This window comes from Mycobacterium sp. NPDC048908, assembly GCF_043197955.1.
In the GTDB taxonomy this organism is placed as follows: domain Bacteria; phylum Actinomycetota; class Actinomycetes; order Mycobacteriales; family Mycobacteriaceae; genus Mycobacterium.
This window is the reverse complement of the sequence record NZ_JBICUE010000005.1, coordinates 173,625-200,044: the sequence shown is the minus strand read 5'-3', so window position 1 is coordinate 200,044 and position 26,420 is coordinate 173,625. Positions and strand designations below refer to the sequence as shown.

Genomic DNA, 26,420 nt, shown 5'->3' with positions numbered 1-26,420 from the left:
ATGAGCATGGACTTCGGTTTCGATGTGATCAGCGCGGAGGAGTACGACCGTCAGCGCGTTATGTACGAGCCGCTGACCGCAGCGATCCGGGAATTGATCGACGCGGGTATCCACACCGATGTCGACGATGCCACCGCACGCGAGGCGCAGGCGGCGGTCGAGGCGGTGACCGCGATGCTCCGGAAGAAGAGGCGGACCGTCACGACCACCCTGCGCCACGAGGATACCGGGCGCCCGCTGGCGTGGGCGAATCCGGCTGTGGGACTACGCAATGCGATCGCTCCGCCGATGGTGATCCATCACGAGCCCGATGGCCGGGCCTGGAGCGAGTTCACCCTCAGCGGTGCGTACGAGGGTCCGCCCGGATGGGTGCACGGCGGCATCTGCGCACTGGTGCTCGACCACATCCTCGGTGAGGCCGCCAGCGACGGGTTGACCAAGCCGAAATTCACCGGCACCATCACGCTGCGCTACTTGCGGGGCACGCCGCTGGGCCCGCTGCGCGCCGAGGCGTTCATCGAACGCACGGAGGGTGTGAAGACCTTTGCGCGCGGCTACCTCAGCGATGCCGAAGGCACCACCGTCGAGGCGGACGGCGTATTCATCCGGCCGGCGTGGGCGAGAGAAGTGGGATGAAGTTTTATGTCAGCACGGCGTTCCTGGACACCGGAGAGGCCATCGAGATCGCCAAGGCGGCCGACGATCTGGGCTACGAGGGGATGGGCATCCCGGATCACGTCATCAACCTGGAGACGCTCAACACACCGTACCCGTACACCAAGGACGGCAAGCGTCGCTGGGAAGCATTCACCGACTGGCCCGATCCCTGGGTGATGATCGGTGCCATCGCGCCGCAGACCACCCGTCTGCGCTTCGTCACCACGGTGTACCTGCCCGCCATGCGCGATCCGTACTCCGCTGCGAAATCCATTGGCACCGCAGCATATTTGGCTGGCGGACGCCTCGAGCTCGGCATCGGCGTCGGGTGGTGCGAGGAAGAGTTCACGTTGATGGGCCAGCGCTTCAGGGACCGCGGAAAGCGCACCGACGAGATGCTCGAGTTGATGAAGGCGCTGTGGCAGCCCGGCTGGACAGAATTCTGCGGCGAGTTCTATTCGGCGCCGCGGATGGAGATGGAGCCGACGCCGCCACACATTCCGGTGTATGTCGGCGGTCTCAGCGACATCGCGTTGCGCCGCGCCGCGCGCCACGACGGCTGGATCGGCGATCTGATCACCACCGACCGCGCCATCGAGCGAGTGGCCAAACTGCGTGAACTGCGCGCCGAACGCGGTTTGTCGATGGACGGTTTCGCCGTGCTGACACCGCTGACCGACGCCTTCACTCCCGAGCACTACCAGCGCGCCGAGGCCAACGGCATCACCGGGATCATCACGATGCCGTGGATGTTCTACACCGGCCCGCAGGCGTCGTTGGCCGAGAAGATCGACGGGATGCGCAAGTTTCGTAAGGACCTCGGGCTAGACGCGTAGCCCGACGGTCTTGGTCACCACGCCGCCATGCCCGTCGTCGGCGGTGACGGCGAAGTGGTCGACGAACCCGGCGACCGCCCTCGCGTTCGGTGTATACCGAAACAGTCCGTCGCCCACATCGCTGAGAGTCCCGCAGAACGGTTGGGTGGCTGTGACGGTGACGGTGTCATCGTCGGCATCCTCCACGGTCACCTGATACAGCCGGTAATCCACCTCGGTGATGGTCAGGCTCGGCGGTGTGTTGGCGGCGTCGGTGTCGATGACCGTGGTGTCGCGCGCGGTGATCTGCACCAGTGACGAGTGCCAGGTGTCCGTGACGTAGATGCGGTCGCCGCTGACCGCCAAGGCATTCGGCATGCCATGGATCGGGACGGAGGCGACTCGACCCGATGGCAGGTCGACGATCGACAGGCTGCTGGTGAACGTCGATTCGTACCCCTGGCTGGCGACGTACAGGTGGCCCCCGTTGTCGCTGACACCGACCGCGCATCCGCCGACGGGCAGCGTGTCGATGACCGCGCCCGTGGTCGCGTTGATGACCGTGGTGGTGCCGGGATGCGCGCTGTTGTACGAACCTTCGTTGTTGGCCACGTAAATTCGCCTGCAGTCCGGCGAGACCGCGACGCCGGTGGGGTAGTAGCCGACGGGTGCGACACGCATCACCTGCCCGCGCGCGCTGAGAATCGACACCGTGTGCGTGGACTGGCCGCCATAGAAGCCGTAGTCGTTGACGAACGCTTGACCCAGCGCCGCGGCCACCGCATACGGGTGGCCGCCCACCTCGACCGTGCGGACGACGACATTGTCGATGGTGTCGACCACGCTGACGGTGCCGTCCAGGTTGTTGGCGACGTAGAGGTCGGCACCGACAAGGGCCATGTGGAACGGATGATCGCCGACGCCGATGTAGTCAACGCCGGCGCCGGACGGGTCGAGCACCGCGATCCGGCGTCCGGCCGGATCGGCGATGTACAGGCGGCGGCCGTCGGGGCCGAGCACCACGCCTTCCGGCCGAAACGCCAACGGAATTCGCGAGAGGGTGTTGTCCGCGGTCCGGATCACCGTGACCGCGGCGTCGCCAACGAAGCTCGTCACGAAAACCCGGTCACCATGCGGGCTGATCACCACGTCGGCGGGCACCACGCCCAATGGAATTTCGGCCGTCACGGCGTAGCACGGCACGGTCTTCATCGAAACGAGCGGAACCGATACGGGTACAACGACTTTGTTGCGCTCAGCCTTGGAAAGCGTGACAGTGAACGTGTCGCGTCGCTGCGCGATCGAGGCTGTGTCGGCGACCGCGTCATGGCGCGCCGCGAGCGCTGGGCGGTAGGCCCACATACCCGTCTTTGCGTTGATGACCACCGTGCCCTTCGACGCGGCGCTGGCCGAGTACGTGTAGGCGCCGTCGGCCACGACACCGCAGTCGCCGGTGACCACGCCGGTGGCTGGATCCGGACCGTACGTCGTCGAGGTTGGTTGCGGCGCAGTCGGAATGCGGCGCGGGCTGATCGGGACGGTGACGGTGATGTACGCGCTTGCGCCTCGTGGGTCGACCGCGCGAAAACCCAGTGTCTCCTCGCCGGCGGCCGTGTCGTCACGTTCGCTCGGGTAGGGAACGTAGGTGAACGTACCGTCCCAGTCGATGGCGACCGAGCCTCGCTGGGGGAACGGCGCATCGAGCGTGAAGGTCAGCCAGTCGCCGTCGGGGTCAACGATATTCGGCGAGACGGTGACGGCGCCCGTCGTAGGATCCGGCGGCCATAGGCGTGGCGGGGCGACCGCGACGGGAACCTGGTTGTCGTTGACCCACGTCACCGTCGCATCGATCAGCCCACCGTTGCCGTCGGCGGCGGTGACGATGAAGGCGTCGGATTCGGCGTTGACCCGTGGGTCTGGCGTGTAGCGGAACATCCCGTAGCCCAAATCGGTGACGACTCCGTCCCGTGGCCGGGTGAACGACAGGGCGGCCACTGCATCGTCCGTTCCGATGACCGCCTGGTACGTCACCGCACCCGTGACGCGATCGCATTCCCCCACCTGATGCACGCTCAGCGCGGGGGCCGCATCGGCCATCGACCCGTGGGTCACTGATCAATCATCCGCCATGAGTTGCTATCAGGGAATCAGGTGTTTCCCTAGCCGTTGGTCTTGGGAGTTTGACCAGCTAATAATTATCGCCGTTGGTTAGCTGTCGAAGGATTGCTACCTTCGCTGATTTCGCCGGGCTGCGCGCATTGAGTCCACTGCATACCTACCGGGCCCGATGAACACCAACAGAAAGAACGCGAAGCAGAACAGGATCGCGGGTAGGCCGCCGTTGCCACCCATTTGCGGCCCCACGATCGGCCACAGTGCGTGTGGTTGATGCTGCCAGAAGTATGTGACGGCCATGTGGCCGGAGGCGATGAACGCCGCTGCTCGGGTGAAGAGCCCGAGCGTGATGAGCAGCCCCGTGACGATTTCGATGACCCCCGCCCACCACACCGGCCAGCTTCCGGTCGGGATATTGAAAGCAATTGGCCAATTGAACACATGCGATGTGCCGAACATCGTGAACAGGAATCCGAACACGACGCGAAACAGGCTCAGTACCGCAGGAGAGTACGAGGTGAGCCGTGAGTCCAGTCTGGTGGTCATGGGATCGACACTACGGTTTTGGCTCGACGCTGGTTTTGATTCGACGCGGTGCACATCAACGCCGGGACGTGGGGGGGGGGGGGGGGGGGGGGGGGGGGGGGGGGGCCGCGCCGCCCCCCCCCCCCCCCCCCCCCCCCCCCCCCCCCCCCCCCCCCCCCCCCCCCCCGCGGCTCCCCCCGAGAGATGAGGTTAAGGGGAGAGCCGCCGAAGAGGAATCGGGCGTTTCCCTACGTCGCACCGTGGTTTGTGGCGAGTGTCTTCGCCATTGCAAGCGAATCGGCTTAGACGTCGGGTCGGTGAGCCGACTTAGACATCGAAGTAGAGCGCCACCTCGTACGGGTGAGGGCGAATCTGCACCGGAAGGATCTCGTTCTCGCGCTTGTAGGAGATCCAGGTCTCGATCAGGTCCTCGGTGAAAACGCCGCCCTCGGTGAGGTATTCGTGATCCCCCTCGAGTTTGTCGATGACCGCGGACAACGAGGTCGGCGCCTGCGGGATGCTGGCGGCCTCGTCCGGTGGCAGCTCGTAGAGGTCCTTGTCGACCGGCGCCTGCGGCTCGATCTTCTTCTTGATGCCGTCGAGGCCGGCCATCATCATCGCCGCGAACGCCAGGTACGGGTTGCCCGAGCTGTCCGGGCAACGGAACTCGAGGCGCTTGGCCTTCGGGTTGTTGCCCGTGATCGGGATGCGCACACAGGCCGAGCGGTTGCGCTGGCTGTACACCAGGTTGATCGGGGCCTCGTAGCCGGGCACCAGCCGCTTGTAGGAGTTCACCGTCGGGTTGGTGAACGCCAGCAGCGACGGTGCGTGGTGCAGGATGCCGCCGATGTAGTGGCGTGCGGTGTCGGACAGGCCGGCGTAGCCCGACTCGTCGTGGAACAGCGGGCTGCCGTCCTTCCACAGCGACTGGTGGCAGTGCATCCCCGAACCGTTGTCGCCGAACAGCGGCTTCGGCATGAAGGTCACGGTCTTGCCCGCCTGCCACGCGGTGTTCTTGATGATGTATTTGAACAACAGCAGGTCATCGGCGGCGTGCAGCAGCGTGTTGAACTTGTAGTTGATCTCGGCCTGGCCCGCGGTGCCCACCTCGTGGTGACCGCGCTCGAGTACGAAGCCAGCATTCTGCAGATTGGTGCACATTTCATCGCGCAGATCGACGTAGTGGTCGTAGGGCGCCACGGGGAAGTAGCCGCCCTTAGGGCGAACCTTGTAACCGCGGTTGGCGCTGCCGTCCGACTCGACGGGCTCGCCGGTGTTCCACCAGCCCGACTCCGAGTCGATCTCGTAGAAGGTGCCGTTCATCTGCGAGTCGAAGGCCACCGAATCGAAGATGTAGAACTCGGCCTCGGCGCCGAAGTAGGCGGTGTCGGCGATGCCGGTGCTCGCCAGGTAGTTCTCCGCCTTGCGGGCGACGTTGCGCGGGTCGCGGGAGTAGGCCTCGCGGGTGAACGGGTCGTGCACGAAGAAGTTGAGGTTCAGCGTCTTGGCTTCGCGGAACGGGTCGATCTGTGCAGTGTCGGGGTCGGGGAGCAGCATCATGTCGGACTCGTGAATCGACTGGAAGCCGCGCACCGACGAGCCGTCGAAGGCCAGCCCGTCCTCGAACACGCTCTCGTCGAACGCCGAAGCCGGAATCGAGAAGTGCTGGACGACGCCGGGCAGGTCGCAGAACCGGATGTCGACGTACTGGACGTCCTCGTCCTTGATCTGCTTGATGATGTCGTCGGGCGTCTTTTCTGCCACTGAGTACTCTCCTTAGTTCTGGTAAACCCGCGGGTTGACGCTATGGACACGATGTTGCGCGGTCGTCAACCGCATGTTGCGCGGACGTTACGCAATTTGCCTGCAGCGGCGGCCGATGGGGCCGCTTCTCCTAACAGTGGCCCCGCCTATCCTGACAGTATGGCCCGCGAGATCGGGTCCTGGCTGTCGGGTCCGTCTTCGGAGCCGGGCAGCCAGGGCCGAGAACCCAATGACTATCCGGGTCAGCGGCTCGGTTTGCCGCAATCCGGCTCCAGGTCCCTTGCCCGGATGGGCAGGCGAATCGCCGCGCTGTTCGTCGACTGGTTGATCGCCTACGGGCTGGCCGCCCTGGCGATGTCGTTCGGGCTGGTGTCGATGTCCGGGCTGTCCACCGCTGTGCTGATCGTATGGCTCCTGCTGGGCGCGGTGTCGCTGCGGCTGTTCGGATTCACCCCGGGCCAGTACGCGCTCGGTTTGATGGTGGTGCCGGTCGACAATCGCCAGCACGTCGGATTCGGCCGGGCCCTGGTTCGGGGAGTGCTGATCGCAGTCGTCATCCCGCCGCTGATCACCGACGCCGACTTGCGCGGACTGCAGGACAAGGTGACGAATACCGCCGTCGTGCGGCGATAGTCAGCGCCTGCGCACGGTGCGCTGCACGTTGCGCATCTTGGCCTGCGTTGGCAGCGGGCCCTTGGGCATCGCCGCCGGCCCGGCCTTGGTGCCCAGCGCGGCCAGCCGTGACTCGAGCGAGTCCATCTGCTTGACGGTGATATTCGCGGGCAGCTTGGTCAGATGACGTTCGAGCTTGGACAGCGGCACCTCGTCCTCGCCGTTGCCGACCATGATGTCGTAGATCGGTGTGTCGCCGATGAGTCGAGCGGTGCGCTTCTTCTCTTGGGCCAGCAGGGGTTTGACGCGGTTCGCTGACCCTTCCCCGACGAAGATCACCCCGGGTCGCCCGATCACCCGGTGCACCGCGTCGAAATGGCCGGTGGCGGCGACGCCGGGGGTAACCCGCCACTTGCCACGCAGATTCTCCAGCGCCCAGGCCGCGGCGCCGGTCTGCCCTTCGGCCTTGCGGTAAACCGACTTCTGCGCGCGGCGACCGAAGATGATGAAGGCGACCAGCGCACCGAGCACGATGCCCAGCGGAATCATCATGTAGCCGGTCAAGCCGCCCGACATGACCCCGAAGGCCACCGAGGCGCCGACGATCACCACGAAGGCGCCGATCATGTACGGCAGCAGGCGCTTGTCTTCTTTGCGCTGGATCTGGAACGCCTGCCACAACTGGCTGCGCCGCTGCTTGGAGGCCGCCTTGCGGGCCGCCTTGGCCTCGGCCTTGGCGGCCTTGACCTGTTCGGGATTGCGCGATTTCGCCATTGGTTCAGGATACGGGCCGCGCCGCGACCGCCTGCGCGTACAGCCTGCCTGCCCGATACGACGAGCGGACCAGGGGACCTGCGAGCACTCCGGCGAAGCCGAGGCCGGTGGCGAACTGTTCGTGTTCGACGAATTCCTCGGGCTTGACCCACCGCTCCACCGGGTGGTGGCGCACCGACGGCCGCAGATACTGGGTGATCGTGACGATGTCGCAGCCGGCGGCATGCAGATCGACGAGCGCGGTGCGCACCTCATCGGGCGTCTCGCCCATGCCCAGGATCAGGTTCGACTTGGTCACCAGGCCGTAGTCGCGGGCCGCGGTCAGCACCGCGAGACTGCGCTCGTAGCGAAATGCCGGGCGGATCCGCTTGAAGATGCGCGGGACGGTTTCGACGTTGTGCGCCAACACCTCTGGGCGAGCCGCGAACACCTCCTCCAACTGCGCGGGCACGCCGTTGAAGTCCGGGATCAGCAACTCAACGCCGGTGTTGGGGTTCAGCGTCTTGATCGCCCGCACCGTCTCGGCATACAGCCACGCGCCGCCGTCGGGAAGATCATCGCGCGCGACGCCGGTGACGGTGGAATACCGCAGCCCCATGGCAGCCACACTCTCGGCGACCCGGCGCGGTTCGTCGCGGTCCAGGGCGGCGGGCTTACCGGTGTCGATCTGGCAGAAGTCGCAGCGACGCGTGCACTGCTCACCGCCGATCAGGAAGGTGGCCTCACGGTCCTCCCAGCATTCGAAGATGTTCGGGCAGCCGGCTTCCTCGCACACGGTGTGCAGGCCCTCGCGTTTGACCAGCGCCTTGAGTTCCTTGTACTCCGGACCCATCTTTGCGCGGGTCTTGATCCACGGAGGTTTGCGCTCGATCGGCGTCTCGGCATTGCGAACCTCGAGACGCAGCAGCTTGCGGCCTTCCGGAGCCGCATGGCCGGCGACATTGGATCCAGGAGCGACTGTCACTACGTCAACGCTACTACCAGGCGACCGTCGAGCGCGTCACACACGGCGTCGGCCACCGGCGACAGCACCTCGTCGACCGTCACCCGGCGGCCCAACTCGGCGGTCAACGACGTCACGCCCGCGTCCGAGATGCCGCACGGCACGATGGCGTCGAAGGCCGACAGATCGCAGTCGCAGTTCAGTGCGAACCCGTGCAGTGTGGTCGCGCGCGAAACCCGGATGCCGATCGCGGCGATCTTGCGTGCGGGTCCGCGCACATCGGCGGGCACCCAAACTCCGGAGCGGCCTTCGACGCGGCCGGTTTCAAGGCCGAGGCCCGCGCACACCTTGATGATCGATTCCTCAAGACGCCGAACGAAATTCACCACATCGAGTGGCTCGTTCAGGCCGATGATCGGGTAGCCGACCAGTTGCCCTGGCCCGTGCCAGGTGATCTTGCCTCCGCGGTCGGTCTCGATGACGGCGACGTCGGGTGTGCCCGGCCTCTCACCGGGCAACGTGCGCTTACCCGCGGTGTACACCGACGGATGCTGCAGCAGCAGCAGCGCGTCGGGGCCGCCGGCCACCCTGGCCTCGGCGAGATCGCGCTGCAGCTGCCAGGCCGTTTGGTAATCGACGGTGCTCAGTCGTCGCACGTCTACCGGTGTTGTCGCCGACCGGATCGATGACGCCATGGGCCCAACGCTACGCGTCACGGTTCTTGGCCGTCGCAAACGCCAGCGCCTCACCGATGGTGTTGTGGTGAAACTCGAAGCCGGCGCGCTCCAGCACCGCCGGGATCGCCCGCTGGCCGCCGAGCAGGCCTTCGTCGGCGAACTCGCCGACCGCCGCGCGCAGCGCGAACCCGGGCGCGATCAACGGCGTCGGCCGGTTGACGGCGCGGCCCAGCGCGGCGGTGAACTCGGCGTTGGTGACGGGCGCCGGTCCGGTCAGGTTGACGGGGCCGGACAGCTCGTGGTGGTTGATGGCGAACAGCAGCGCGCGCACCTCGTCCTCGATGCTGATCCATGGCATGTATTGGCGTCCGTTACCCAATCGCGCGCCGAGCCCCAGCGAGAACAGCGGCTTGATCCGGCTCAACAGCCCGCCGCCGGGCGCCAGCACCAACCCGGAGCGCGCCAGCACCACCCTGGTGCCGTCGTGTTCGGCGAATGCGGTCGCCGCCTCCCAGTCCTCACAGAGCCGCGCCATGAAACCGGTTCCCGGAGGCGCTGTTTCGTCGACGGTGTGGCTGTTGGTGTTGCCGTAGTAGCCAACGGCGCTGGCGTTGACCAGCGTGGGAACACCGGCCTCGATCACCGCGGCCGAGAGCACCTCGGTCGGCCCGATGCGGCTGTCGCGCAGGCTCTGCTTGAACGCACCCGACCATCGCTTCTGGCCGATGTTGACGCCGCACAGGTTGACCACCGCGTCGACCCCGGTCAGCGTGCTCGGGTCGAATTCACCGGTGTCGGGATTCCAGAACACCTCGTCGGCATTCGACGGTGCGCGCCGCACGATCCGCAACACTCTGCGGTCGGTGGCACGCAGCGCGTACACCAAAGCCGACCCGATCAGTCCTGAGGACCCCGCGATCGCGATGACGGCGTTGGTCACGGCTGTCTACAGCCCAAGATCGGCCTCGAAGGCGCCCTCTTCGAGGCGGCGCTTGATCGTGGTGAGGAAGCGACCGGCGTCGGCCCCGTCGATAAGTCGGTGGTCGTAGGTCAGCGGCAGATAGCACACCGACCGCACGCCGATCGACTCGTTTCCGTATTCGTCGGAGATCACCCGCGGCCGCTTGACGATCGCTCCGGTGCCCAGCATCGCCGCCTGCGGCGGCACCAGGATCGGGGTGTCGAACAGTGCGCCCTGGCTGCCGATGTTGGTGATCGTGAAAGTCCCGCCGGACAGTTCGTCGGGTTTGAGGTTGCCGGACCGGGCCCGCGCCGCGATGTCCGCGATGGCTCGGGCCAGCCCGCCAAGCGACAGATCACCCGCGTTGTGGATCACCGGGGACAGCAGGCCCTGGTCGGTGTCGACTGCGAAACCGAGGTGCTCGGCGTCGTAATAGGTGATCTCCTTGGTTTCCTCGTTGTAGCTGGCGTTGACGTTCGGGTGGATCTTCAGTGCGTCGATCACCGCGCGGGCGATGAACGGCAGGTACGTCAGGTTCACGCCTTCGCGTTCGGCGAAGGCGCTTTTCGCTTTTGCTCGCAGCGCCACGATCTTGGTCATGTCGACCTCGTGGGTTTGCGTCAATTGCGCTGTGGCCTGCAGTGATTCGCGAGTCTTCTTCGCCGTGAGCTGCCGGATCCGGTTGGCTTTCTGGGTGGTTCCGCGAAGGTGCGCCATCGCAGGCGACGGTGCGGCGGCTGCCGGCTTGGCGGTCGCAGGCGCAGGTGCTGCCGCGGGTTCTGGGGCAGGTGCCTTCTTGGCTTCAGCTGCCGCGAGCACATCCTGCTTGCGGATCCGTCCGCCGACACCGGTGCCCTTGATCGTGGCGAGGTCAATGTTGTTCTCCGCGGCCAGCTTTCGCACCAGCGGGGTGACGTACGGAGAGCTGTCCTCTGACGGCGCCTCCGCGGCGGCCGGCTTGGGTTCCGCTTTCGGTTCGGGCTTGGGTTCGGGTTTCGGTTCCGGCTTGGGCTCGGCCTTGGGTTCCGGCTTCGGTTCGGGCTTGGCCTCGGCGGCCGGTTCGGGCTTGGGTTCCGGTTTCGGCTCCGGCTTGGGCTCGGGTTTAGGTTCTGGGGCTTCGGCGGCCTCAGCGCCGGCCTCGCCGACTTTCGCCAGCTCGCCACCGACGGCCACCACGTCGTCCTCCTCGGCGGTGATGGACAGCAGAGTGCCCGCCACCGGCGACGGGATCTCGGTGTCGACCTTGTCGGTGGACACCTCGACCAACGGCTCATCGACCTCGACCGAGTCGCCGACCTTCTTGAGCCACCGCGTCACAGTGCCCTCGGTCACCGACTCGCCGAGCTCGGGCATCTTCACCGACGTGGCCTGGCCGCCGCCAGATGACTGCGCGGCGGGTTTGGCCGGCTCAGGCTCCGGCGCCGGGGCCTCCTGCTTCTCGGCCGCAGGCTTCGGTTGCGCGGCAGGCTCTTCGGCCGGCTTCTCCTCTTCGGCCGGCTTCTCCTCCTCGGCCGGCTTCTCCTCCTCGGCGGCCGGGGCCTGGGCTTGGCCGTCGGACTCGCCTGCGTCACCGATCAGGGCCAGGTCTCCGCCGACCTCGACGGTGTCGTCTTCCTGCGCGATGATCTTGGTCAGCACGCCTGCGGCAGGCGAGGGGATCTCGGTGTCGACCTTGTCCGTGGAAACCTCGAGTAAGGGCTCATCTTGTTCGACCGTGTCGCCCTCTTGCTTCAGCCAGCGGGTGACCGTGCCCTCGGTGACGCTCTCACCGAGTGCGGGCATCTGAACAGAGATGGCCATAGTGTTTTCGACTCCTCGTCGTACCGGCTCGAATGTCGGTTCCCATCCTGTCACGTCTTGATGCTCTGTTCGCCTCGGACCTGCGGACTCCACGCTCTGGCACTATCGATGGTGGTGAGAGAGAAGGAGCCGAGTCCAGGTGGGACTGTTCGAGCGGTTTCAGCGTGGTCGTCAAGCGCGCAGTGCGGCCGGTACTGATCCCGCCGCGGACCTGCGTTACCTGCAAACGTGGGTGGCGGAACACACCGGCGTCGAGGCTTTCGTCGAGCCCAGAACCACGGTCACCGACGTCACCGTTGTCCTGGTCGCTGCCGACGGAGAGTGGACCCGCCGCAGAGCGGGAGGCGACGCGGGGGCTCGCCGGTTGAGCGAACGGCTACGCATTCCCGTCTACGACGTGCAGAAGGTGGGCTATCCGCAGCGGATGCGAGATTCCGACGCCCGCAGGCGGATCGAACGGGAGCGGGCGCTTCGCGAAGAGCTGGAGGGCTGATGAGCGCTTGCGCGAAGAAGAGACAACCCTGATGAGCGCTTGCGCGAAGAAGAGACAACCCTGATGAGCGCTTGCGCGAAGAAGAGACAACCCTGATGAGCGCTTGCGCGAAGAAGAGACGGCCCTGATGAGCGCTTGCGCGAAGAGACTGCCCTGATACGGTACCAGCGGTCCCACTAACTCTTGCGGAGGTGCCATGGACCAGACAATCGAGCGGTTCGTCGACAGCACCGACGGGATACGCATCGCCGTGTACGAAGACGGCAAAGCCGATGGTCCGACGCTTGTGCTCGTGCACGGTTGGCCTGACTCGCATGTGCTGTGGAACGGCATCGTGCCACTGCTGGCCGACCGCTTCCGCATCATCCGCTACGACAACCGCGGCGTTGGGAAATCTTCTGTGCCCAAAGCGGTTTCAGCGTACAGATTGACCAGTTACGCGGACGACTTCGCCGCGGTGATCGACGCGCTTGCGCCTGGTCAACCGGTGCACGTGCTGGCGCACGACTGGGGATCGGCGGCTATGTGGGAGTACCTCTCCCGCGCTGGCGCAAGCGATCACGTGGCTTCCTACACCTCGGTATCCGGCCCCAGCCCAGCTCACCTGAGCCAGTTCATCATCGGCAGCCTGTTGCGCCCGTATCGGCCGCGGCGGTTTGTGCGAGCACTGAGCCAATTCCTGTCGTTCGCCTATATGGGGCTATTCTCCATCCCGGTGGTGGGCCGGCTTGCCGTCCGCGGGTTCATCGCCGACGGTTTGCGGCAGCTGCTTGTTCTGCGTGACGGAATTCCACCCGACAAACTGCATCACGCCGACACCTACAAGAAGGACGCGGTCAACAGCTTGAAGGTCTACGGCGCCAACTACTTCCGCAGCGTGACGGCCGGCAGAACCGACCACTATGTCGATGTCCCGGTGCAGGTCATCGTCAACACAAGAGACCCGTTCGTCAGGCCCTACGTCTATGACGACCTGCACACGTGGGTTCCGCGACTGTGGCGCCGCGACATCAGGGCCGGCCACTGGTCGCCGATGTCGCACCCGCAGGTGCTCGCGGCGTCGGTGGCCGAGTTCGTCGACTTCCTTTCCGGTAAGCCCGCCACCCGCGCCTTGCTGCGTGCGCAGGTCGGGCGCCCGCGCGAATACTTCGGTGACACACTGGTTTCCGTGACCGGCGCGGGTAGCGGCATCGGTCGGGCGACCGCGATGGCGTTCGCGCGCGAGGGCGCCGAACTGGTGATCAGCGACATCGACGAGGCCACCGTCAAGGAGACCGCCGCGCAGATCACCGCCCGCGGTGGCGTGGCCCACGCCTACACCCTGGATGTCGCGGACGCCGACGCCGTCGAGGCGTTCACCGAGCGAGTCTGCGCCGAACACGGCGTGCCGGACATCGTGGTGAACAATGCCGGTGTCGGCCACGCCGGACTGTTCCTCGACACCCCACGCGAAGAGTTCGACCGGGTGCTCGCCATCAACTTCGGCGGAGTGGTCAACTGCTGCAGGTCATTTGGTCGCCGCCTGGTCGACCGGGGCAGCGGCGGGCACATCGTCAACATCTCGTCGATGGCCGCCTATTCACCGCAGCAGTCGATGAACGCCTACTCCACCAGCAAGGCCGCCGTGTTCATGTTCGGTGACTGCCTGCGCGCTGAACTGGATCAGGCAGGGGTCGGGTTGACCACGGTGTGCCCAGGTGTGATCGACACGAACATCGTGCACACCACCCGATTCGATGTGCCCGCCGCGAAGCGGGCCAAGGTGGAGGCGCGGCGCGCACAACTCGAGAAGGCCTTCGCCGCACGCCGATACGGGCCCGACAAGGTGGCCAAGGCGATCGTGTCGGCGGTCAAGAAGAACAAGCCGATCCGGCCCGTCGCGCCCGAGGCGTACCTGGTCTACGGGGTCGCACACCTGCTGCCACAGGTGATGCGCAGTTCCGCGCGGGCAAGCGTGACGTAGAAGATTGCAGCTAGCCGCAATGCCGTATGCGCGGCAGCAGGGCAGACGTCGGCGACCTGCGGTGCGACGCTGGAAAAATGGCGACTTACAGATGGACGGTGGTCGGCGCCGGACCCGCGGGCATCATCGCGGTGGGCAGATTGCTCGATCATGGCGTCGAACCGACCGAGATTGCCTGGATCGACCCGGACTTCGCCGCAGGCGATCTGGGCGGAAAGTGGCGAGCGGTCCACAGCAACACCGTCGCGTCATTGTTCATGGCGTATCTGAACGCATCACCGTCATTCGGTTTCCGTGGCGCACCGCCATTCAAGCTGACAGACGTCGAACCCGACGAGACGTGTCTGCTGGACTTGGTGGCCGAGCCCCTTGTCTGGATCTCCGAGCGGCTACGTCGCCGAGTGGTGACGATGCGCACCACGGCAACTGACCTCCAGTTGCACCACAGTCAGTGGACGATCGAAACCGGTGAGGGCGCCATCACCTCCGAACGGGTGATCCTCGCGGTCGGAGCGACTCCGCGGAAACTGGACTATCCAGGCTTGACCGAGGTTCCGCTTGACGTCGTCCTCGACCCGGAGAAGCTGGCGAAACAGTCGTTGGATGGCGCCACCGTTGCCGTCTTCGGGTCGTCCCACTCGACGATGATCGCCCTACCTCACCTCCTGGACCAGCCCGTCGAACGAGTAGTGAACTTCTATCGGAGTCCGCTGAGGTTCGCTGTGGCCGTTGGAGACTGGACGCTGTACGACGACATCGGCCTCAAGGGCGAAGCTGCGCGCTGGGCGAAAACGAACATCGACGGCGTGTATCCCGACCGGCTCGATCGTGTCCCGATTTCCAGCCCGGACTTCGAGGAGCGCCTTGCCCAGTGCGACCACGTGGTGTACACGATCGGCTTCGAGCGCAGGCGCCTCCCGCGTACTCCGCAGTGGCAGAGGATCGACTACGACCCGACCAACGGGATCATTGCGCCAGGGCTGTTCGGTTTCGGCATCGCGTTCCCGGAATCCCACACGAACCCGTTGGGGCTGACCGAACACCGGGTGGGTCTGTACAAGTTCATGCAGTACCTCGACACAGTGCTTCCGCTGTGGATGCGGTACGGGGCCTAGGTTAGGCCTTCTCAGCCGCTCGAGCCGTTTTAGCCGCTCGCGGCTATGTCCTCCAGGACCGCGAACATCGTGCGCGTCGGCACCCCGGTGCCGCCCTTGCCGGTGTAACCCCACGGCCCACCGGTGTTGTATGCGGGGCCTGCGATGTCGATGTGCGCCCACTGCACGCCCTCGGCCACGAACTCGCGCAGGTATGTGCCAGCGACGAGCATGCCGGCATAGCGTGACCCGCTGACGTTGGCCAGGTCGGCCACGGTGGACTTCAGGTCGTCCTTCAACTCCTCCGGCAGCGGCATCGGCCAGCCATTCTCGCCGACCTGTTGGGACAGTTCGGCCACGCGGTCACGGAATTGATCGCTGCCCATCACGCCGGGAGTGCGCGCGCCGAGTGCCACCGTCTGCGCTCCGGTCAGTGTCGACGTCTCGATCAGGTAGTCCGGGTTGTCCTCGCACGCCCGCACGATCGCGTCGGCCAGGATCAACCGGCCCTCGGCGTCGGTGTTGAGCACCTCGACGGTGATGCCGCCGTACTGGGTGAGCACGTCGCCGGGACGCTGCGCGGTGGCCGACGGCATGTTCTCGGCCATCGGCACGGTGGCGATCACGTCGATCGGCAATTGCTGTTTGGCGGCCAGCACCACGGTGGCGATCACCGCGGCGGCGCCGCCCATGTCGGAGGTCATCTGGTGCATGTTGGCCGCGGGCTTGATCGAGATGCCACCGGTGTCGAATGTGATGCCCTTGCCGACCAGTGCCACCGTCTTGGCGTTCTTGCCCTTCGCGCCGCGGTGAGCCAGTCGCACCAATCGCGGCGGACGCGACGAGCCCTTGCCGACGCCGACCACCCCGCCGTAGCCGCCCTTCGCCAAGGCCTTGTCATCGAGCACCTCCACCTCGAGGCCCGCAGACTCACCCAAAGCCTTTGCACGCTCGGCGAATTCGGCGGGAAACAGGTGACTAGGCGGGGTGTTGACCAGATCGCGGGCGGTGGCCACCGCGGTCGCGATCGCCGTTGCGCGTTCAGCGGCGGTCTTCGTCGTGGCCTTCGTGTCGGCCGCCAGCACCGTGATCTCCCGCAGGCCCGCGTCCTTCGGCGCGGTCTTGGCGCTGCGGAAGTCGGTGAACCGGTAGGCGCCGAGGATCAGGCCTTCGATCGTTGCGCTCAGGTCGAGGTCCGACAGTGTGGTGATGACGGACTCCGTGCCGTTCAGCGAGCGGGCGGCTACCCCGGCCGCACGACGGATCACCTCCGCGGGCCAGTCGTCGCGATCCTTGCCGAGCCCGACGGCGAGAACACTGGTCACCGGTAGCGACGGCGCGACCACCCGGGTGACCTGGTCGGTGCCCCCCTTCGCGCCGAGCGCGCTCAGCGCCACGTCGATCTCACCGGTCGCCTCGGCGTCGAGGAACGAATTGCCGACCACTGAAGCGGTCGCGTCGTCGTCCTCGCCGCTGACGACGGGCACGATCAGCACTGTCGAGCCTTTCGCGCGATCGGGCAGCGACGAGGCGACGGTGACAGTGGGGGCCTGGTATCCAGCATGTGCGGAGCTCACGAGCCCATACCCTAGTCCTCAGCGGCTGAGGTGCAGGTCGTAGGCCGTCACCGGCTCGTCGAACCCCTTGAGCACCAACGGATCCTGAGCGACCGCCGGCCAATCCGGCAGCTCGTCACGGACATCGCTCGACACCAGGATCTGGCCGGGCGCTGCGGCCGCCACCAGGCGTGCCGCGAGGTTGACCGGCGTGCCGAAGTAGTCGCCGCCCAGAGCCAGCACCGAGCCGTAGCCGAGCCCCGCGCGTACCTGCAGGCCAGCCTCGCGTGCCCGCGGGTACTCGACGAGGTCGAGCGCGACCTTGGCCAGCAACTCAGGTCTGGCGGTCACCCACATCACCTCGTCGTCGATGAACTTCACCACGCGTCCGCCGTCGGCGTGTACGACGTCGCTGACGGCGCCGCCGAACTCGACCAGAAGGTCGGACAACTCGACCGGGGTGAGCTGCTGGGTCAGCGCGGTGAATCCGGATAGGTCGGCGAACCCGACGCCGCATGTGACGTTTGCCGAGGCGTCGCTGATCACGCCCTCGAAATAGGTTCGGGCACTTGTAATTTGGTGGCGGAACACCGAATCCATCAGTGTGGTGAGGCCGGGCACGAGCGCCGCGACCGACCGGTAGGCCAGCGCCGTGGTGAGCTCGTCCTGGGTGTGCGTCATCATCAGGTCGGGCTGCGCAACCCGAATCATCGATCCGCTGGCTTCGGCGAGGCGGGCCATCGAGGCCCCGAGCACCCGCAGAAAATTGAGCGCGGCATCCTCACCCGCCACCTTTCTCAGCGTGGCCCACGCCGCTAATCCGTCGATGTCGGCCTGACTCAGCAGCGGCACCTCGGGGTCGGCGACCCTCAGGCCGAGCGCCTCCCACGCGTGCGCCAGCTCGTCGTCGGGCACGCCGAGCGCCGCGGCAGCGCTATGCAGGCTGTGAATCGGACGACCGGACCACTGCAGCGCATCACCGGCGAGGCCGAACAGACGGCCGCGGCGCTCGGCCTCCACCATGTCCTCGGTTGTGAACCCGAGGCCGTCGAGATACTCGATCAGGCCGGCCCGCTGCCGGGCATTGGCGATTCCGGCAGCTTCGAGCGCGTCGAAATCGACCACACTCCGGAGTCTGCCAGCACGGACACCCACACTAGGGTGGATCGGCGTGAGCGAAGTTCAGCACGGCCCCCTCGAGGAACGTCATCGGCAACTCGGCGCGAGTTTCGCGGAATTCTCCGGCTGGCTGATGCCGGTGTCCTACGCGGGCACGGTCAGCGAGCACACCGCGACGCGCACCACGGTGGGTCTGTTCGACGTGAGTCACTTGGGCAAGGCGCTGGTGCGCGGGCCCGGGGCGGCCGAATTCGTCAACTCCGCGCTCACCAACGACCTGCGCCGCATCGGGCCGGGTAAGGCGCAATACACGTTGTGCTGCACCGATGTCGGCGGCGTGATCGATGACTTGATCGCCTACTACGTCTCCGACGACGAGATCTTCCTGGTACCCAATGCGGCCAACACGCCTGCCGTGGTGGCAGCCCTTGGCGAGCGTGCGCCCGAGGGCGTGACGGTCACCGACGAACACCGCTCGTATGCCGTGCTGGCCGTGCAGGGCCCGAAGTCGACCGACGTTCTCGGCGCGCTGGGACTGCCGACCGAGATGGATTACATGGGTTTCGCCGACGCCGACTTCGGCGGTGTACCCGTGCGTGTGTGCCGGACCGGCTACACCGGTGAGCACGGATACGAGTTGTTGCCCCCGTGGGACACCTCGCAAGCGGTCTTCGACGCACTCGTCGACGCGGTCGGCGCAGCAGGCGGCGAACTGGCCGGGCTTGGCGCGCGCGACACGCTGCGCACCGAGATGGGCTATCCGCTGCACGGCCACGAGTTGTCTTTGGAGATCTCGCCGCTGCAGGCAGGTTGCGGATGGGCGATCGGGTGGAAAAAAGACGCGTTCTGGGGTCGCGACGCGCTGCTGGCTGAAAAGCAGGCCGGTCCCAAGCGGGTGCTTCGCGGACTGCGGGCCGTCGGCCGCGGCGTCCTGCGCCCTGACCTCGCTGTGCTCGACGGCGACAAGCAAATCGGCGTCACGACGTCGGGAACCTTTTCTCCCGGTCTGAAAGTCGGCATCGCGCTGGCGCTGATCGACACTGACGTAAAGGGCACGGCCGTTGCCGACGGCCAGCACGTGTCGGTCGACGTTCGCGGCCGCGGCCTGGAATGTGAGGTCGTCAAGCCGCCGTTCATCGCGGCAAAAACCCGCTAGCTAGCGGATATACAATCGCTGCATGACTGACGGCCCCCTCGAATTCACCGTAGAGCGCAACGCTAATCCGGTGACCGAGGCGGTACGCGCCTCCATCCTGAACGATCCACCGTTCGGCCAGTTCCACACCGACCACATGGTTTCGATCGACTGGGCGCAGGGGAAGGGCTGGCACGACGCCAGGGTGATCCCGTACGGGCCGATCGAGTTGGACCCGTCGGCAATCGTGCTGCACTACGCGCAGGAGATCTTCGAAGGGCTCAAGGCGTACCGCTGGGCGGACGGTTCGATCGTGTCGTTCCGGCCGGAGGCCAATGCCAGGCGGCTGCGTTCGTCGGCGCGCAGGCTGGCCATCCCCGAGCTGCCAGAAGAGGTGTTCATCGAGTCGCTGCGGCAGCTGATCGCCGTCGACGAGCCGTGGGTGCCACCCCCGGGCGGTGAGGAGTCGCTGTATCTGCGGCCGTACGTGTTCGCCACCGAACCGGGCCTTGGCGTGCGGCCTGCGAACGAATACCGCTACATGGTGATCGCCTCGCCCGCGGGTGCTTACTTCAAGGGCGGCATCAAGCCGGTCAGCGTCTGGCTGTCGACGGAGTATGTGCGTGCCTGCCCCGGCGGCACGGGCGCAGCCAAGTTCGGCGGCAACTACGCCGCATCGCTGTTGGCCCAGGCGCAGGCCATCGAGAACGACTGCGATCAGGTGGTGTGGCTCGATGCCGCCGAGCGCCGCTTCGTCGAAGAGATGGGCGGGATGAACCTGTTCTTCGTGTTCGGCAGCGGCGGCACCGCCCGGCTTGTCACCCCGGAGCTGAGCGGCTCCATTCTGCCGGGCGTGACGCGAGACGCGTTGCTGCAGTTGGCAACTGACGCTGGATTCGCGGTCGAGGAACGCAAGATCGACGTCGACGAGTGGCAGAAGAAGGTGGCCGCAGGCGAGATCACCGAGGTGTTCGCATGCGGCACGGCGGCGGTGATCACCCCGGTCGCAAAGGTCAAGTACGGTGACGGCGAATTCACCATCGCCGACGGCGGACCGGGGGAGATCACGATGGCGCTGCGCGACACGTTGACCGGGATCCAGCGCGGCACGTTCGCCGACACGCACGGCTGGATGGCCCGGCTCTCCTAGCTGATCTTGCGGACCGCAGGCGGGTGCCACTGCCCGACGAGGACTTCACGCTTCGGTGCGTAGAGTCGCATGGTCACCCCCAACGGGCCCAAGGGCGCAGGCAACCAGTTCGATTGGCGGTCCGGCCCTGGGTTGTCGTGCTGCAGATGAAGATCCAGCGAACCGTCGGCGTTGTAGGTCAGCCGGTCGCGATCCCCGATGGCGAATCGGTTCAGCTCATTGGCCGCCTGATAACCCTCGGCGTCGTACATCGTCACCGACCAGAACGCATACGCCGGCGGCAGCTCATCGGCCTCGAAGTGAAGGACGTAGCGATGCTGTCCGGTCAGGGGCTGGCCATCGGCGTCGGCAGTCAGCAGCGGGTACACCGCGTCCTCGGGTTGGTTCGCGCCGAGGCCCACCAAAGCCACGGCAGCCCGCCGCAGGTACGCATTTCCGTACACCCCGATGGTGTCGGTCATCGTCATCCAGCCATTGACACTCGGCGCGAGCGCGGGCGCCGCGGCCAACAGAGCCTGGAGTGCGTCGTCCTTGCCCGCCTGTATCTGCGCCTGCTGTCCGGCGTCGAAACGGCTGGCGTCGAACGGCGCGCCCGGCTCGATCCCGAGGTGACGCAGACGCGCGAGAATCGCGTAGTCGGTCGCATGCGGTGGATTGACCGCCAGCAGTTGGGCGGCGTACGTCAGATAGTCCAGCGCGGCCATCCCGTTCACGATCCGCAACGGCTCGGTGGTCGTGTCCACCTCGGGATCGACGGAATGCGAGGGGCTTTCGCGAAGGGGAGCCAGGTGCAGGCCGTCCTGAACCTTGTTGACGGCGGCGTAGTCGTCAGGCCCATTCGTCTGTGTCCGGCCGATCACCCACACGTACGGAGTCGGAGCTTTGAGCACCGGCAGGCCTTCCGGCACATCGCCGGGGTCACCCGGCCCGACGATGACGAACTGCTGCTCGCCGGTGCCGTCTACCGACAACGTGCTCACGGCAGGACACTACCCGGCGCTAGCCGGCGCAGGCGGCCAATCCGACAGCCGCGACCGTGGTCGTCACCTCGATTGCCGCGCCGAGCACGTCGCCTGTGATCCCGCCGAACCGCCGGACGCAATGCGCAACGAGTGCCACCGCGCAGCCCAGCGCGACGACGACGACGACCAAGGGGCCTTGCCAACGGCGAGGATCGGCGAACACGGCCAGCGCTGCGAGCGCGCCCACCCAGAGCAGCACCACAGCGGCGGGTTGGGTCGCGGCGGCGCGGGCACCCAGCGAACTGCCTTGCGCGGCGGGCACGGAGCGTCTGCACGCCGCCACCGCGGCCACCCGGCCCGCTGTCACGGCAACCATCACCGCGACGACGCTGAGGCCGGTGAAAGCCAGTGCCTGCAGCAGAATCGCCACCACCGCGGCGGCCACTCCGAACGGCCCTACCGAACCGTCGCGCATCACAGCGAGCGCGCGTTCGGGCGGCCCGTAACAGCCCAGTGCGTCGGCGGTGTCGGATAGCCCGTCGATGTGCAGACCGCGGGTGACGATCAGCAGCACCGCGACCGCGAGCGCACCGCCGAGAGGGTTACCCGAGCCGAAGGTGATCGACGACGCCCACACAGTCGCGCCTGCCAACCCGCCGAGCGCCAGCCCGACGAGGGGCAGCGCAGTGATGACCCCGCGGCCGACGCCGGCCGAGCTGCCGACGGGCAGGACAGTCGCAAACGCCAATGCGCCTGTGACCGAGCGGATCACGTGCTGACGCCAGCCTCGTCGAACGTCGCCATCGACGCCAGCGCGGCGACCGCGGCCCGCACGATGGGCAGCGCGACCGCGGCGCCGGTGCCTTCGCCTAGCCGCATCCGCATATCGACGATCGGTTCAAGTCCGAGGTGTTGCAGCGCGAGTGAGTGCGCCGGTTCGGTCGACCGGTGCCCGGCCTGCCACCACTGTCGTGCACCGGGGGCCATCACATCGGCTACCAGTGCGGCCGCGGTCACCACCACGCCGTCGAGCAGCACCGGCGTGCGGCGGACCGCGGCCTGCGCGCAGAACCCGGCCATCGCTGCGAAGTCGGCGCCACCGCAGACCCGAAGCAACTCAACCGCGCTCGCGGACAATCCGCGAGCGCGGTACAGCGCGTCACGAACTGCGGCCGTCTTGCGTGCCCAGCCCGCGTCGTCGATGCCGGTGCCCCTACCCACCACGGCAACGGGCTCGGATTTGGTCAGCGCCGCTATCAAAGTGGTTGCCGCCGTTGTGTTTCCGATACCCATGTCACCCGCGATCAGCAGATCCGCACCGGAGTCCACCTCCTCGTCGGCGATGCCGCGGCCCGCGTCGATCGCGGCGACCGTCTCTTCGCGGCTGAGCGCGTCCTCGACCGCGATGTTGCCGCTGCCACGTCGTACCTTGTGCGCACCGATCGACGGCGAGTGCGGTTCGTCGGCGTCCACCGCGATGTCGACCACCCGCACAGTTGCGCCCGCCGTCTCGGCGAGCACGTTGATGGCGGCGCCGCCCGCGGCGAAATTGGCCACCATCTGCGCGGTGACCTCCGGTGGATATGCCGACACGCCCGCGGAGGTCACGCCGTGGTCGCCCGCGAACACCACCACTCGCGCGCGTTGGAACTGCCGAGGTGGGCACCTGCCCTGGCAGGCGGCCACCCACACCGAGAGGTCTTCGAGTCGGCCCAGCGAGCCTGCAGGCTTGGTCAACCGGTCTTGACGGGCGCGCGCCGCCGCGGCCGCGTCCGGATCTGGCGCGGTGATGTCGAATTCGGTCACGACGCCGCCTTCACAGTCAGCGGTTGGCCTGCGATCACCAGCACCACGCGATCGCACACGTGGCCCAACCGCTGGTTCAATGCGCCCAACTCGTCGGCGAACCGTCGGCCCGCCACGGTCGGCGGCACCACGGAAAGGCCTACCTCGGGACTGATGAGCGTCAGCAGCGATGGGTACGTCTGGACCGCGTCGACCAGGTCGGCGACGTCGTCGTCGACGGATCCCGTTGTCCAGGCGTCGCGGCGATCCATCGTCGCGGCCAGCCAGCCGCCGATGTCGTCCACCAACGTCGGTGTCGCGATAGCGGAACGCAATTGTGTTGAGAGGTCAGTAGTTTCGACCGTCTTCCAGTGCGACGGCCTGCGGGTGCGATGGGTTTCGATGCGGGCCGACCAGTCGGCGTCGTCATCGAGGTGTGCGCCGGTGGCCACATAGCGCACCTGGTCGGCGTCCGCCGATTCGGCGATCGCCGACTCCGCCCACTGCGACTTACCCGACCTGATACCCCCGAGCACCAGCGTGCGCGTGGGGCGGTCAGTCGGCATCAAGAGACACTGTCGCCGCGGTTGACCTGCGGCCGCGGGGCGCGCATCCGGCGCATCTGTGAGGCGCGGCTGGCAGCGTAAAAGCCGAGTTTCCAACCGCTTTCGGTGTGGTCCGGGAATTTCGCGTCGACCAGCTTGTTGACCCTGCGGCCCACGAGGAAGCCGTCGATCACCATGATCAACACCAGCACCAGCATGGCGGGCGACAGCAGCCGCTGAACCTGCACCGACGGCACCGCCAGCATGATGACTATCAGGCCAAGCGCGGCAGGCATGAACAGCCCCAGCACGTTGCGGCGCGAGTCGACGATGTCGCGGACGTAGCGACGCACCGGCCCCTTGTCGCGCGGCAGCAGGTACGCGTCCTCGCCGGCCATCATCTTTTCGCGGCGCTCGGCCGTGTCGGCGCGGCGAGCAGCGCTTGCCGCCTTCTTCTCCTCGCGGGTGAGTTTCGCGCCCGACTCCTTGCGGCGGCGGCGCGCCTCTGCCGCGGTCATCGGCGCGGGTGCCACCGGGCCACGCCTACCCTGGCTGCGCTTCGGAGTCGGCTTGCCCTTCGGAGCTGTGGTGCCCGCGCGCTGCGAGGCGGCCTCGGCTTCGGATGCGGCCTCGTCGGCCACCTTGTCCGAGTCCGAGTTGTCCTTCTTGCGGCCAAGCAGCTTCACGGGTGCCAGATTAGTCTGCCGTGGTGCAGGTGTTGATCGCCCCCGACTCCTTCGGCGACAGCCTGACGGCGGTGCAGGCCGCCGAGGCCATCGCTCGTGGGTGGCGTCGCGGCCGCCCCGACGACGAACTCACCCTGGCCCCGCAGTCCGACGGCGGCCCCGGCTTCGTCGGCGTACTGGCCAGCCGGTTCGGCGAGGTGAACACGCTGCGGGTCAGCGGCCCGCTGACTGAAGAGGTGTCCGCGCAGTGGGTGCTCGACCCGGCGCCGCCGCGGACGGCCTACATCGAGTGTGCGCAGGCGTGCGGGCTGGCGCTCCTGCCAGGGCCGCCGACTGTGCGGACCGCGCTGGCCGCGCACAGCCGCGGCGTCGGTCAGCTGATCGCGGCGGCGGTGGCGGCCGGCGTAGGGCACATCGTCGTCGGCCTCGGCGGGAGCAGTTGCACCGACGGTGGCCGGGCGATGATCGAGGAACTCGGCGGGTTGAGTCGAGCCCGCGAGCTGCTGGCCGACATCGAACTGATCGCCGCCACCGACGTCGAGCACCCGCTGCTGGGGCCGATGGGCGCCGCCGCCGTGTTCGGGCCGCAGAAGGGCGCCGACCCCGACACCGTGCGGGTGCTCGAGCGGCGACTGAGCGACTGGGCGGTGGACCTGAACGCCGCGGCCGGGCGGCCGGTCAGCGAGGAGCCCGGTGCGGGCGCGGCGGGGGGCATCGGAGCCGGGCTGCTGGCACTGGGCGGCAGCAGGGAGTCGGGCGCCGCGGTGATCGCCGAGCACACCGGGTTGGCCGACGATGTCGCCGCGGCCCAGCTGGTGATCACCGGCGAGGGTCGGTTCGACGACCAGTCGCTGCACGGCAAAGTGGTCAGTGCGCTCGCCGCGGGTGCGCGGTCGCACGGCGTTCCGGTGCTGGTGCTCGCCGGACAGGTGAGGCTTGACAAGGCCGCGTTGACCAATGCCGGCGTCGCGGCGGCGTTCTCCGTCGCCGACCACGCGGGTTCCGTTGACCTGGCTATCAAGGACGCGGCCAACCAGCTCGAAGGCCTGGCCGAGGTCACCGCGACGACCTGGGGATAACTCGGGAATAGCGGCAGAACAAGGTACCGTTGATGGTGTGGACCCAACGGTCTACCCACGATCATGTACAGGGGAGAAGCAATGACTGTTCAGGACGAGACGGCCACCAGCACCCACGGCGTCATCCTCACCGATGCCGCGGCCGCCAAAGCCAAGGCGCTGCTGGATCAGGAAGGCCGTGACGACCTGGCGCTGCGCATCGCAGTCCAGCCGGGCGGTTGCGCCGGCCTTCGCTACAACCTGTTCTTCGATGACCGGTCCCTCGACGGCGACCTCACCGCGGAATTCGGCGGCGTCAACCTGACCGTCGACCGGATGAGCGCCCCCTATGTGCAGGGCGCCACCATCGACTTCGTCGACACCATCGAGAAGCAGGGCTTCACCATCGACAACCCGAACGCCACCGGGTCGTGCGCCTGCGGCGACTCGTTCAACTGAGTCGCGTTCAGTACGTACCTGCCGTCCGCGGAAGGTAGGAGCACACCAGGACCTCATTGTCCTCGGCCAGTAGCTGCGCGACGGCTTGTTCCTCACCGCCGGTCGGTGGCTTACCCCGGGTGGAACCCGAGGGGGGCACCGTCTTCATCGTGAACAGCACCTGCGCCTGATTCGGTGACCAGAGCACCATCTTGTCGATCGAGGTCACCTCGGCGCGGCTGTACTGCTTGCGGAACGCATCGCTGCTCAGGCCCGCCAGTGCCAGGTCGGATCGACGCTCCTTGACCGAGTCGTACAGTCCGCACAGCGTATGCCGCGCCACCGTCTGGTCGTCGCCCTTCGACAGGGCGTCCAGGTACTCCTGAATCGCGGCTTTTGCCGACGTCTCAGTCAGTGCGGCGTGCTTCGACGCGCCATCGTTGCGCGACGCCAACACGATCGCGGTGACTATCGCCGCGATCACCACGACGGCCACCACGATCGCAACAACGGGTTTCCACCACCGGCGTTTCGGATACTGCAACGGAGGTGGCAGCATCGACGGATACGGCGACGGCACATTCTCCGGATATGGCTGCGGGGAATACATTTGCGGGCCGACCGGTCCAGCACCGTATTGGGGCGGGTAAGGGCCAGTCATGTATTTGCTCCCCCGAGATGAGTCGATCAATTTACCTGTCTACAGTGACCGAGCGGGCACTTGTAGGCAGGTTAGCGCACAGTCTGCGGGAACTCCGTGGGTAAGGTTATGTAGACGGCTTAATAAATGAAG

At 66.8% G+C, this 26,420-nt stretch carries 26 protein-coding genes; 10 read left to right on the top strand and 16 right to left on the bottom strand.

Annotation, left to right across the window (positions count from 1 at the left end; genetic code table 11):
- The first annotated feature begins 6 nt into the window (after nucleotides 1–6).
- Together ACGFK1_RS15845 and ACGFK1_RS15840 are read left to right on the top strand one after the other, a co-directional pair.
- Complete coding sequence (locus tag ACGFK1_RS15845; RefSeq protein ID WP_393431243.1) at nucleotides 7–636, top strand: PaaI family thioesterase; 630 nt, start codon at nucleotides 7–9, stop codon at nucleotides 634–636.
- A complete protein-coding gene (locus ACGFK1_RS15840; protein ID WP_393430629.1) occupies nucleotides 633–1,493 on the top strand; it encodes a TIGR03619 family F420-dependent LLM class oxidoreductase in 861 nt (286 codons plus the stop codon). The genes ACGFK1_RS15845 and ACGFK1_RS15840 overlap by 4 nt, the downstream gene beginning before the upstream one ends.
- Here the strand turns inward: ACGFK1_RS15840 and ACGFK1_RS15835 are convergent.
- The 3 genes from ACGFK1_RS15835 to glnA form a co-directional block, all read right to left on the bottom strand.
- Nucleotides 1,482–3,584 carry an Ig-like domain-containing protein gene (locus tag ACGFK1_RS15835; protein ID WP_393430626.1) on the bottom strand — a complete coding sequence of 701 codons (2,103 nt, stop codon included), beginning with the start codon at nucleotides 3,582–3,584 and terminating at the stop codon, nucleotides 1,482–1,484. The two genes, ACGFK1_RS15840 and ACGFK1_RS15835, sit on opposite strands and share 12 nt — an antisense overlap.
- Before the next feature lie 114 nt (nucleotides 3,585–3,698).
- Complete coding sequence (locus tag ACGFK1_RS15830; protein WP_393430623.1) at nucleotides 3,699–4,133, bottom strand: DoxX family protein; 435 nt, start codon at nucleotides 4,131–4,133, stop codon at nucleotides 3,699–3,701.
- A 306-nt stretch (nucleotides 4,134–4,439) separates the two neighbouring features.
- A complete protein-coding gene (gene glnA / locus ACGFK1_RS15825; protein WP_393430620.1) occupies nucleotides 4,440–5,876 on the bottom strand; it encodes a type I glutamate--ammonia ligase in 1,437 nt (478 codons plus the stop codon).
- Nucleotides 5,877–6,035: 159 nt separating this feature from the next.
- On the opposite strand from glnA, the gene ACGFK1_RS15820 reads away from it, so the two are divergent.
- Nucleotides 6,036–6,509, top strand: a complete 474-nt coding sequence (locus tag ACGFK1_RS15820) for an RDD family protein (protein WP_393430617.1) — start codon at nucleotides 6,036–6,038, stop codon at nucleotides 6,507–6,509.
- On the opposite strand, the gene ACGFK1_RS15815 is transcribed toward ACGFK1_RS15820, so the two are convergent.
- Genes ACGFK1_RS15815 through sucB form a run of 5 tightly spaced genes read right to left on the bottom strand, consistent with a single transcriptional unit; the run spans nucleotide 6,510 to nucleotide 11,643 of the window.
- On the bottom strand, nucleotides 6,510–7,262 hold the full coding sequence (locus ACGFK1_RS15815) for a DUF4191 domain-containing protein (protein ID WP_393430614.1): 753 nt from the start codon (nucleotides 7,260–7,262) through the stop codon (nucleotides 6,510–6,512).
- A 4-nt stretch (nucleotides 7,263–7,266) separates the two neighbouring features.
- On the bottom strand, nucleotides 7,267–8,226 hold the full coding sequence (gene lipA / locus ACGFK1_RS15810) for a lipoyl synthase (protein ID WP_393430611.1): 960 nt from the start codon (nucleotides 8,224–8,226) through the stop codon (nucleotides 7,267–7,269).
- Nucleotides 8,226–8,900 carry a lipoyl(octanoyl) transferase LipB gene (lipB, locus tag ACGFK1_RS15805; RefSeq protein ID WP_393430608.1) on the bottom strand — a complete coding sequence of 225 codons (675 nt, stop codon included), beginning with the start codon at nucleotides 8,898–8,900 and terminating at the stop codon, nucleotides 8,226–8,228. The genes lipA and lipB overlap by 1 nt, the downstream gene beginning before the upstream one ends.
- 10 nt (nucleotides 8,901–8,910) lie before the next feature.
- Nucleotides 8,911–9,822 carry a TIGR01777 family oxidoreductase gene (locus ACGFK1_RS15800; RefSeq protein ID WP_393430606.1) on the bottom strand — a complete coding sequence of 304 codons (912 nt, stop codon included), beginning with the start codon at nucleotides 9,820–9,822 and terminating at the stop codon, nucleotides 8,911–8,913.
- Between the two features lie 6 nt (nucleotides 9,823–9,828).
- Nucleotides 9,829–11,643 carry a 2-oxoglutarate dehydrogenase, E2 component, dihydrolipoamide succinyltransferase gene (sucB, locus tag ACGFK1_RS15795; protein ID WP_393430603.1) on the bottom strand — a complete coding sequence of 605 codons (1,815 nt, stop codon included), beginning with the start codon at nucleotides 11,641–11,643 and terminating at the stop codon, nucleotides 9,829–9,831.
- A gap of 139 nt (nucleotides 11,644–11,782) precedes the next feature.
- Between sucB and ACGFK1_RS15790 the strand changes: the two genes are divergently transcribed.
- From ACGFK1_RS15790 to ACGFK1_RS15780, 3 genes are all read left to right on the top strand, one after another.
- Nucleotides 11,783–12,136: an oxidoreductase gene (locus tag ACGFK1_RS15790; RefSeq protein WP_393430600.1), complete on the top strand. Its 354-nt coding sequence runs from the start codon at nucleotides 11,783–11,785 to the stop codon at nucleotides 12,134–12,136.
- A 196-nt stretch (nucleotides 12,137–12,332) separates the two neighbouring features.
- Nucleotides 12,333–14,099 carry an SDR family oxidoreductase gene (locus ACGFK1_RS15785; RefSeq protein ID WP_393430597.1) on the top strand — a complete coding sequence of 589 codons (1,767 nt, stop codon included), beginning with the start codon at nucleotides 12,333–12,335 and terminating at the stop codon, nucleotides 14,097–14,099.
- Nucleotides 14,100–14,176: 77 nt separating this feature from the next.
- Nucleotides 14,177–15,214, top strand: a complete 1,038-nt coding sequence (locus tag ACGFK1_RS15780; protein WP_393430594.1) for an FAD-dependent oxidoreductase — start codon at nucleotides 14,177–14,179, stop codon at nucleotides 15,212–15,214.
- A gap of 29 nt (nucleotides 15,215–15,243) precedes the next feature.
- Here ACGFK1_RS15780 and ACGFK1_RS15775 read toward each other — a convergent pair whose 3' ends face one another.
- Both ACGFK1_RS15775 and ACGFK1_RS15770 read right to left on the bottom strand, forming a co-directional pair.
- Nucleotides 15,244–16,770: a leucyl aminopeptidase gene (locus ACGFK1_RS15775; RefSeq protein ID WP_393430592.1), complete on the bottom strand. Its 1,527-nt coding sequence runs from the start codon at nucleotides 16,768–16,770 to the stop codon at nucleotides 15,244–15,246.
- Nucleotides 16,771–16,788: 18 nt separating this feature from the next.
- Nucleotides 16,789–17,874, bottom strand: a complete 1,086-nt coding sequence (locus tag ACGFK1_RS15770; protein ID WP_393430589.1) for an adenylate/guanylate cyclase domain-containing protein — start codon at nucleotides 17,872–17,874, stop codon at nucleotides 16,789–16,791.
- A 46-nt stretch (nucleotides 17,875–17,920) separates the two neighbouring features.
- Here ACGFK1_RS15770 and gcvT point away from each other — a divergent pair, with 46 nt between their 5' ends.
- Together gcvT and ACGFK1_RS15760 are read left to right on the top strand one after the other, a co-directional pair.
- Complete coding sequence (gene gcvT / locus ACGFK1_RS15765) at nucleotides 17,921–19,024, top strand: glycine cleavage system aminomethyltransferase GcvT (protein WP_393430586.1); 1,104 nt, start codon at nucleotides 17,921–17,923, stop codon at nucleotides 19,022–19,024.
- A gap of 22 nt (nucleotides 19,025–19,046) precedes the next feature.
- Nucleotides 19,047–20,153 carry a branched-chain amino acid aminotransferase gene (locus ACGFK1_RS15760; RefSeq protein ID WP_393430583.1) on the top strand — a complete coding sequence of 369 codons (1,107 nt, stop codon included), beginning with the start codon at nucleotides 19,047–19,049 and terminating at the stop codon, nucleotides 20,151–20,153.
- On the opposite strand, the gene ACGFK1_RS15755 is transcribed toward ACGFK1_RS15760, so the two are convergent.
- Genes ACGFK1_RS15755 through ACGFK1_RS15735 form a run of 5 tightly spaced genes read right to left on the bottom strand, consistent with a single transcriptional unit; the run spans nucleotide 20,150 to nucleotide 24,131 of the window.
- Nucleotides 20,150–21,133: a DUF1254 domain-containing protein gene (locus tag ACGFK1_RS15755; RefSeq protein ID WP_393430580.1), complete on the bottom strand. Its 984-nt coding sequence runs from the start codon at nucleotides 21,131–21,133 to the stop codon at nucleotides 20,150–20,152. The two genes, ACGFK1_RS15760 and ACGFK1_RS15755, sit on opposite strands and share 4 nt — an antisense overlap.
- A 19-nt stretch (nucleotides 21,134–21,152) precedes the next feature.
- On the bottom strand, nucleotides 21,153–21,887 hold the full coding sequence (locus tag ACGFK1_RS15750; RefSeq protein ID WP_393430577.1) for an adenosylcobinamide-GDP ribazoletransferase: 735 nt from the start codon (nucleotides 21,885–21,887) through the stop codon (nucleotides 21,153–21,155).
- Nucleotides 21,884–22,921 carry a nicotinate-nucleotide--dimethylbenzimidazole phosphoribosyltransferase gene (cobT, locus tag ACGFK1_RS15745; RefSeq protein ID WP_393430574.1) on the bottom strand — a complete coding sequence of 346 codons (1,038 nt, stop codon included), beginning with the start codon at nucleotides 22,919–22,921 and terminating at the stop codon, nucleotides 21,884–21,886. The genes ACGFK1_RS15750 and cobT overlap by 4 nt, the downstream gene beginning before the upstream one ends.
- Complete coding sequence (locus ACGFK1_RS15740) at nucleotides 22,918–23,466, bottom strand: bifunctional adenosylcobinamide kinase/adenosylcobinamide-phosphate guanylyltransferase (protein WP_393430571.1); 549 nt, start codon at nucleotides 23,464–23,466, stop codon at nucleotides 22,918–22,920. The genes cobT and ACGFK1_RS15740 overlap by 4 nt, the downstream gene beginning before the upstream one ends.
- The gene (locus ACGFK1_RS15735; RefSeq protein ID WP_393430568.1) at nucleotides 23,466–24,131 is read right to left on the bottom strand and encodes a DUF3043 domain-containing protein; all 666 of its coding nucleotides are present in this window, start codon (nucleotides 24,129–24,131) and stop codon (nucleotides 23,466–23,468) included. Before ACGFK1_RS15735 ends, ACGFK1_RS15740 begins: the two co-directional genes overlap by 1 nt.
- A gap of 23 nt (nucleotides 24,132–24,154) precedes the next feature.
- Here ACGFK1_RS15735 and ACGFK1_RS15730 point away from each other — a divergent pair, with 23 nt between their 5' ends.
- Together ACGFK1_RS15730 and ACGFK1_RS15725 are read left to right on the top strand one after the other, a co-directional pair.
- Entirely contained in the window at nucleotides 24,155–25,210 is a 1,056-nt protein-coding gene (locus tag ACGFK1_RS15730; protein ID WP_393430565.1) for a glycerate kinase, read from the top strand.
- Between the two features lie 81 nt (nucleotides 25,211–25,291).
- The gene (locus tag ACGFK1_RS15725) at nucleotides 25,292–25,648 is read left to right on the top strand and encodes an iron-sulfur cluster assembly accessory protein (RefSeq protein WP_067799197.1); all 357 of its coding nucleotides are present in this window, start codon (nucleotides 25,292–25,294) and stop codon (nucleotides 25,646–25,648) included.
- 7 nt (nucleotides 25,649–25,655) lie between these two features.
- Here ACGFK1_RS15725 and ACGFK1_RS15720 read toward each other — a convergent pair whose 3' ends face one another.
- Nucleotides 25,656–26,288 carry a hypothetical protein gene (locus tag ACGFK1_RS15720; protein WP_393430562.1) on the bottom strand — a complete coding sequence of 211 codons (633 nt, stop codon included), beginning with the start codon at nucleotides 26,286–26,288 and terminating at the stop codon, nucleotides 25,656–25,658.
- Nucleotides 26,289–26,420 lie beyond the last annotated feature (132 nt).

Excerpts from the sequence above, each read along its gene's own strand:
- ACGFK1_RS15845 (WP_393431243.1), top strand. The coding sequence starts at position 7 with ATGGACTTCGGTTTCGATGTGATCAGCGCGGAGGAGTACGACCGTCAG.
- ACGFK1_RS15840 (WP_393430629.1), top strand. The coding sequence starts at position 633 with ATGAAGTTTTATGTCAGCACGGCGTTCCTGGACACCGGAGAGGCCATC.
- ACGFK1_RS15830 (WP_393430623.1), bottom strand. The coding sequence starts at position 4,133 with ATGACCACCAGACTGGACTCACGGCTCACCTCGTACTCTCCTGCGGTA.
- ACGFK1_RS15820 (WP_393430617.1), top strand. The coding sequence starts at position 6,036 with ATGGCCCGCGAGATCGGGTCCTGGCTGTCGGGTCCGTCTTCGGAGCCG.
- ACGFK1_RS15815 (WP_393430614.1), bottom strand. The coding sequence starts at position 7,262 with ATGGCGAAATCGCGCAATCCCGAACAGGTCAAGGCCGCCAAGGCCGAG.
- lipB (WP_393430608.1), bottom strand. The coding sequence starts at position 8,900 with ATGGCGTCATCGATCCGGTCGGCGACAACACCGGTAGACGTGCGACGA.
- sucB (WP_393430603.1), bottom strand. The coding sequence starts at position 11,643 with ATGGCCATCTCTGTTCAGATGCCCGCACTCGGTGAGAGCGTCACCGAG.
- ACGFK1_RS15785 (WP_393430597.1), top strand. The coding sequence starts at position 12,333 with ATGGACCAGACAATCGAGCGGTTCGTCGACAGCACCGACGGGATACGC.
- ACGFK1_RS15780 (WP_393430594.1), top strand. The coding sequence starts at position 14,177 with ATGGCGACTTACAGATGGACGGTGGTCGGCGCCGGACCCGCGGGCATC.
- ACGFK1_RS15760 (WP_393430583.1), top strand. The coding sequence starts at position 19,047 with ATGACTGACGGCCCCCTCGAATTCACCGTAGAGCGCAACGCTAATCCG.
- ACGFK1_RS15740 (WP_393430571.1), bottom strand. The coding sequence starts at position 23,466 with ATGCCGACTGACCGCCCCACGCGCACGCTGGTGCTCGGGGGTATCAGG.
- ACGFK1_RS15725 (WP_067799197.1), top strand. The coding sequence starts at position 25,292 with ATGACTGTTCAGGACGAGACGGCCACCAGCACCCACGGCGTCATCCTC.
- ACGFK1_RS15720 (WP_393430562.1), bottom strand. The coding sequence starts at position 26,288 with ATGACTGGCCCTTACCCGCCCCAATACGGTGCTGGACCGGTCGGCCCG.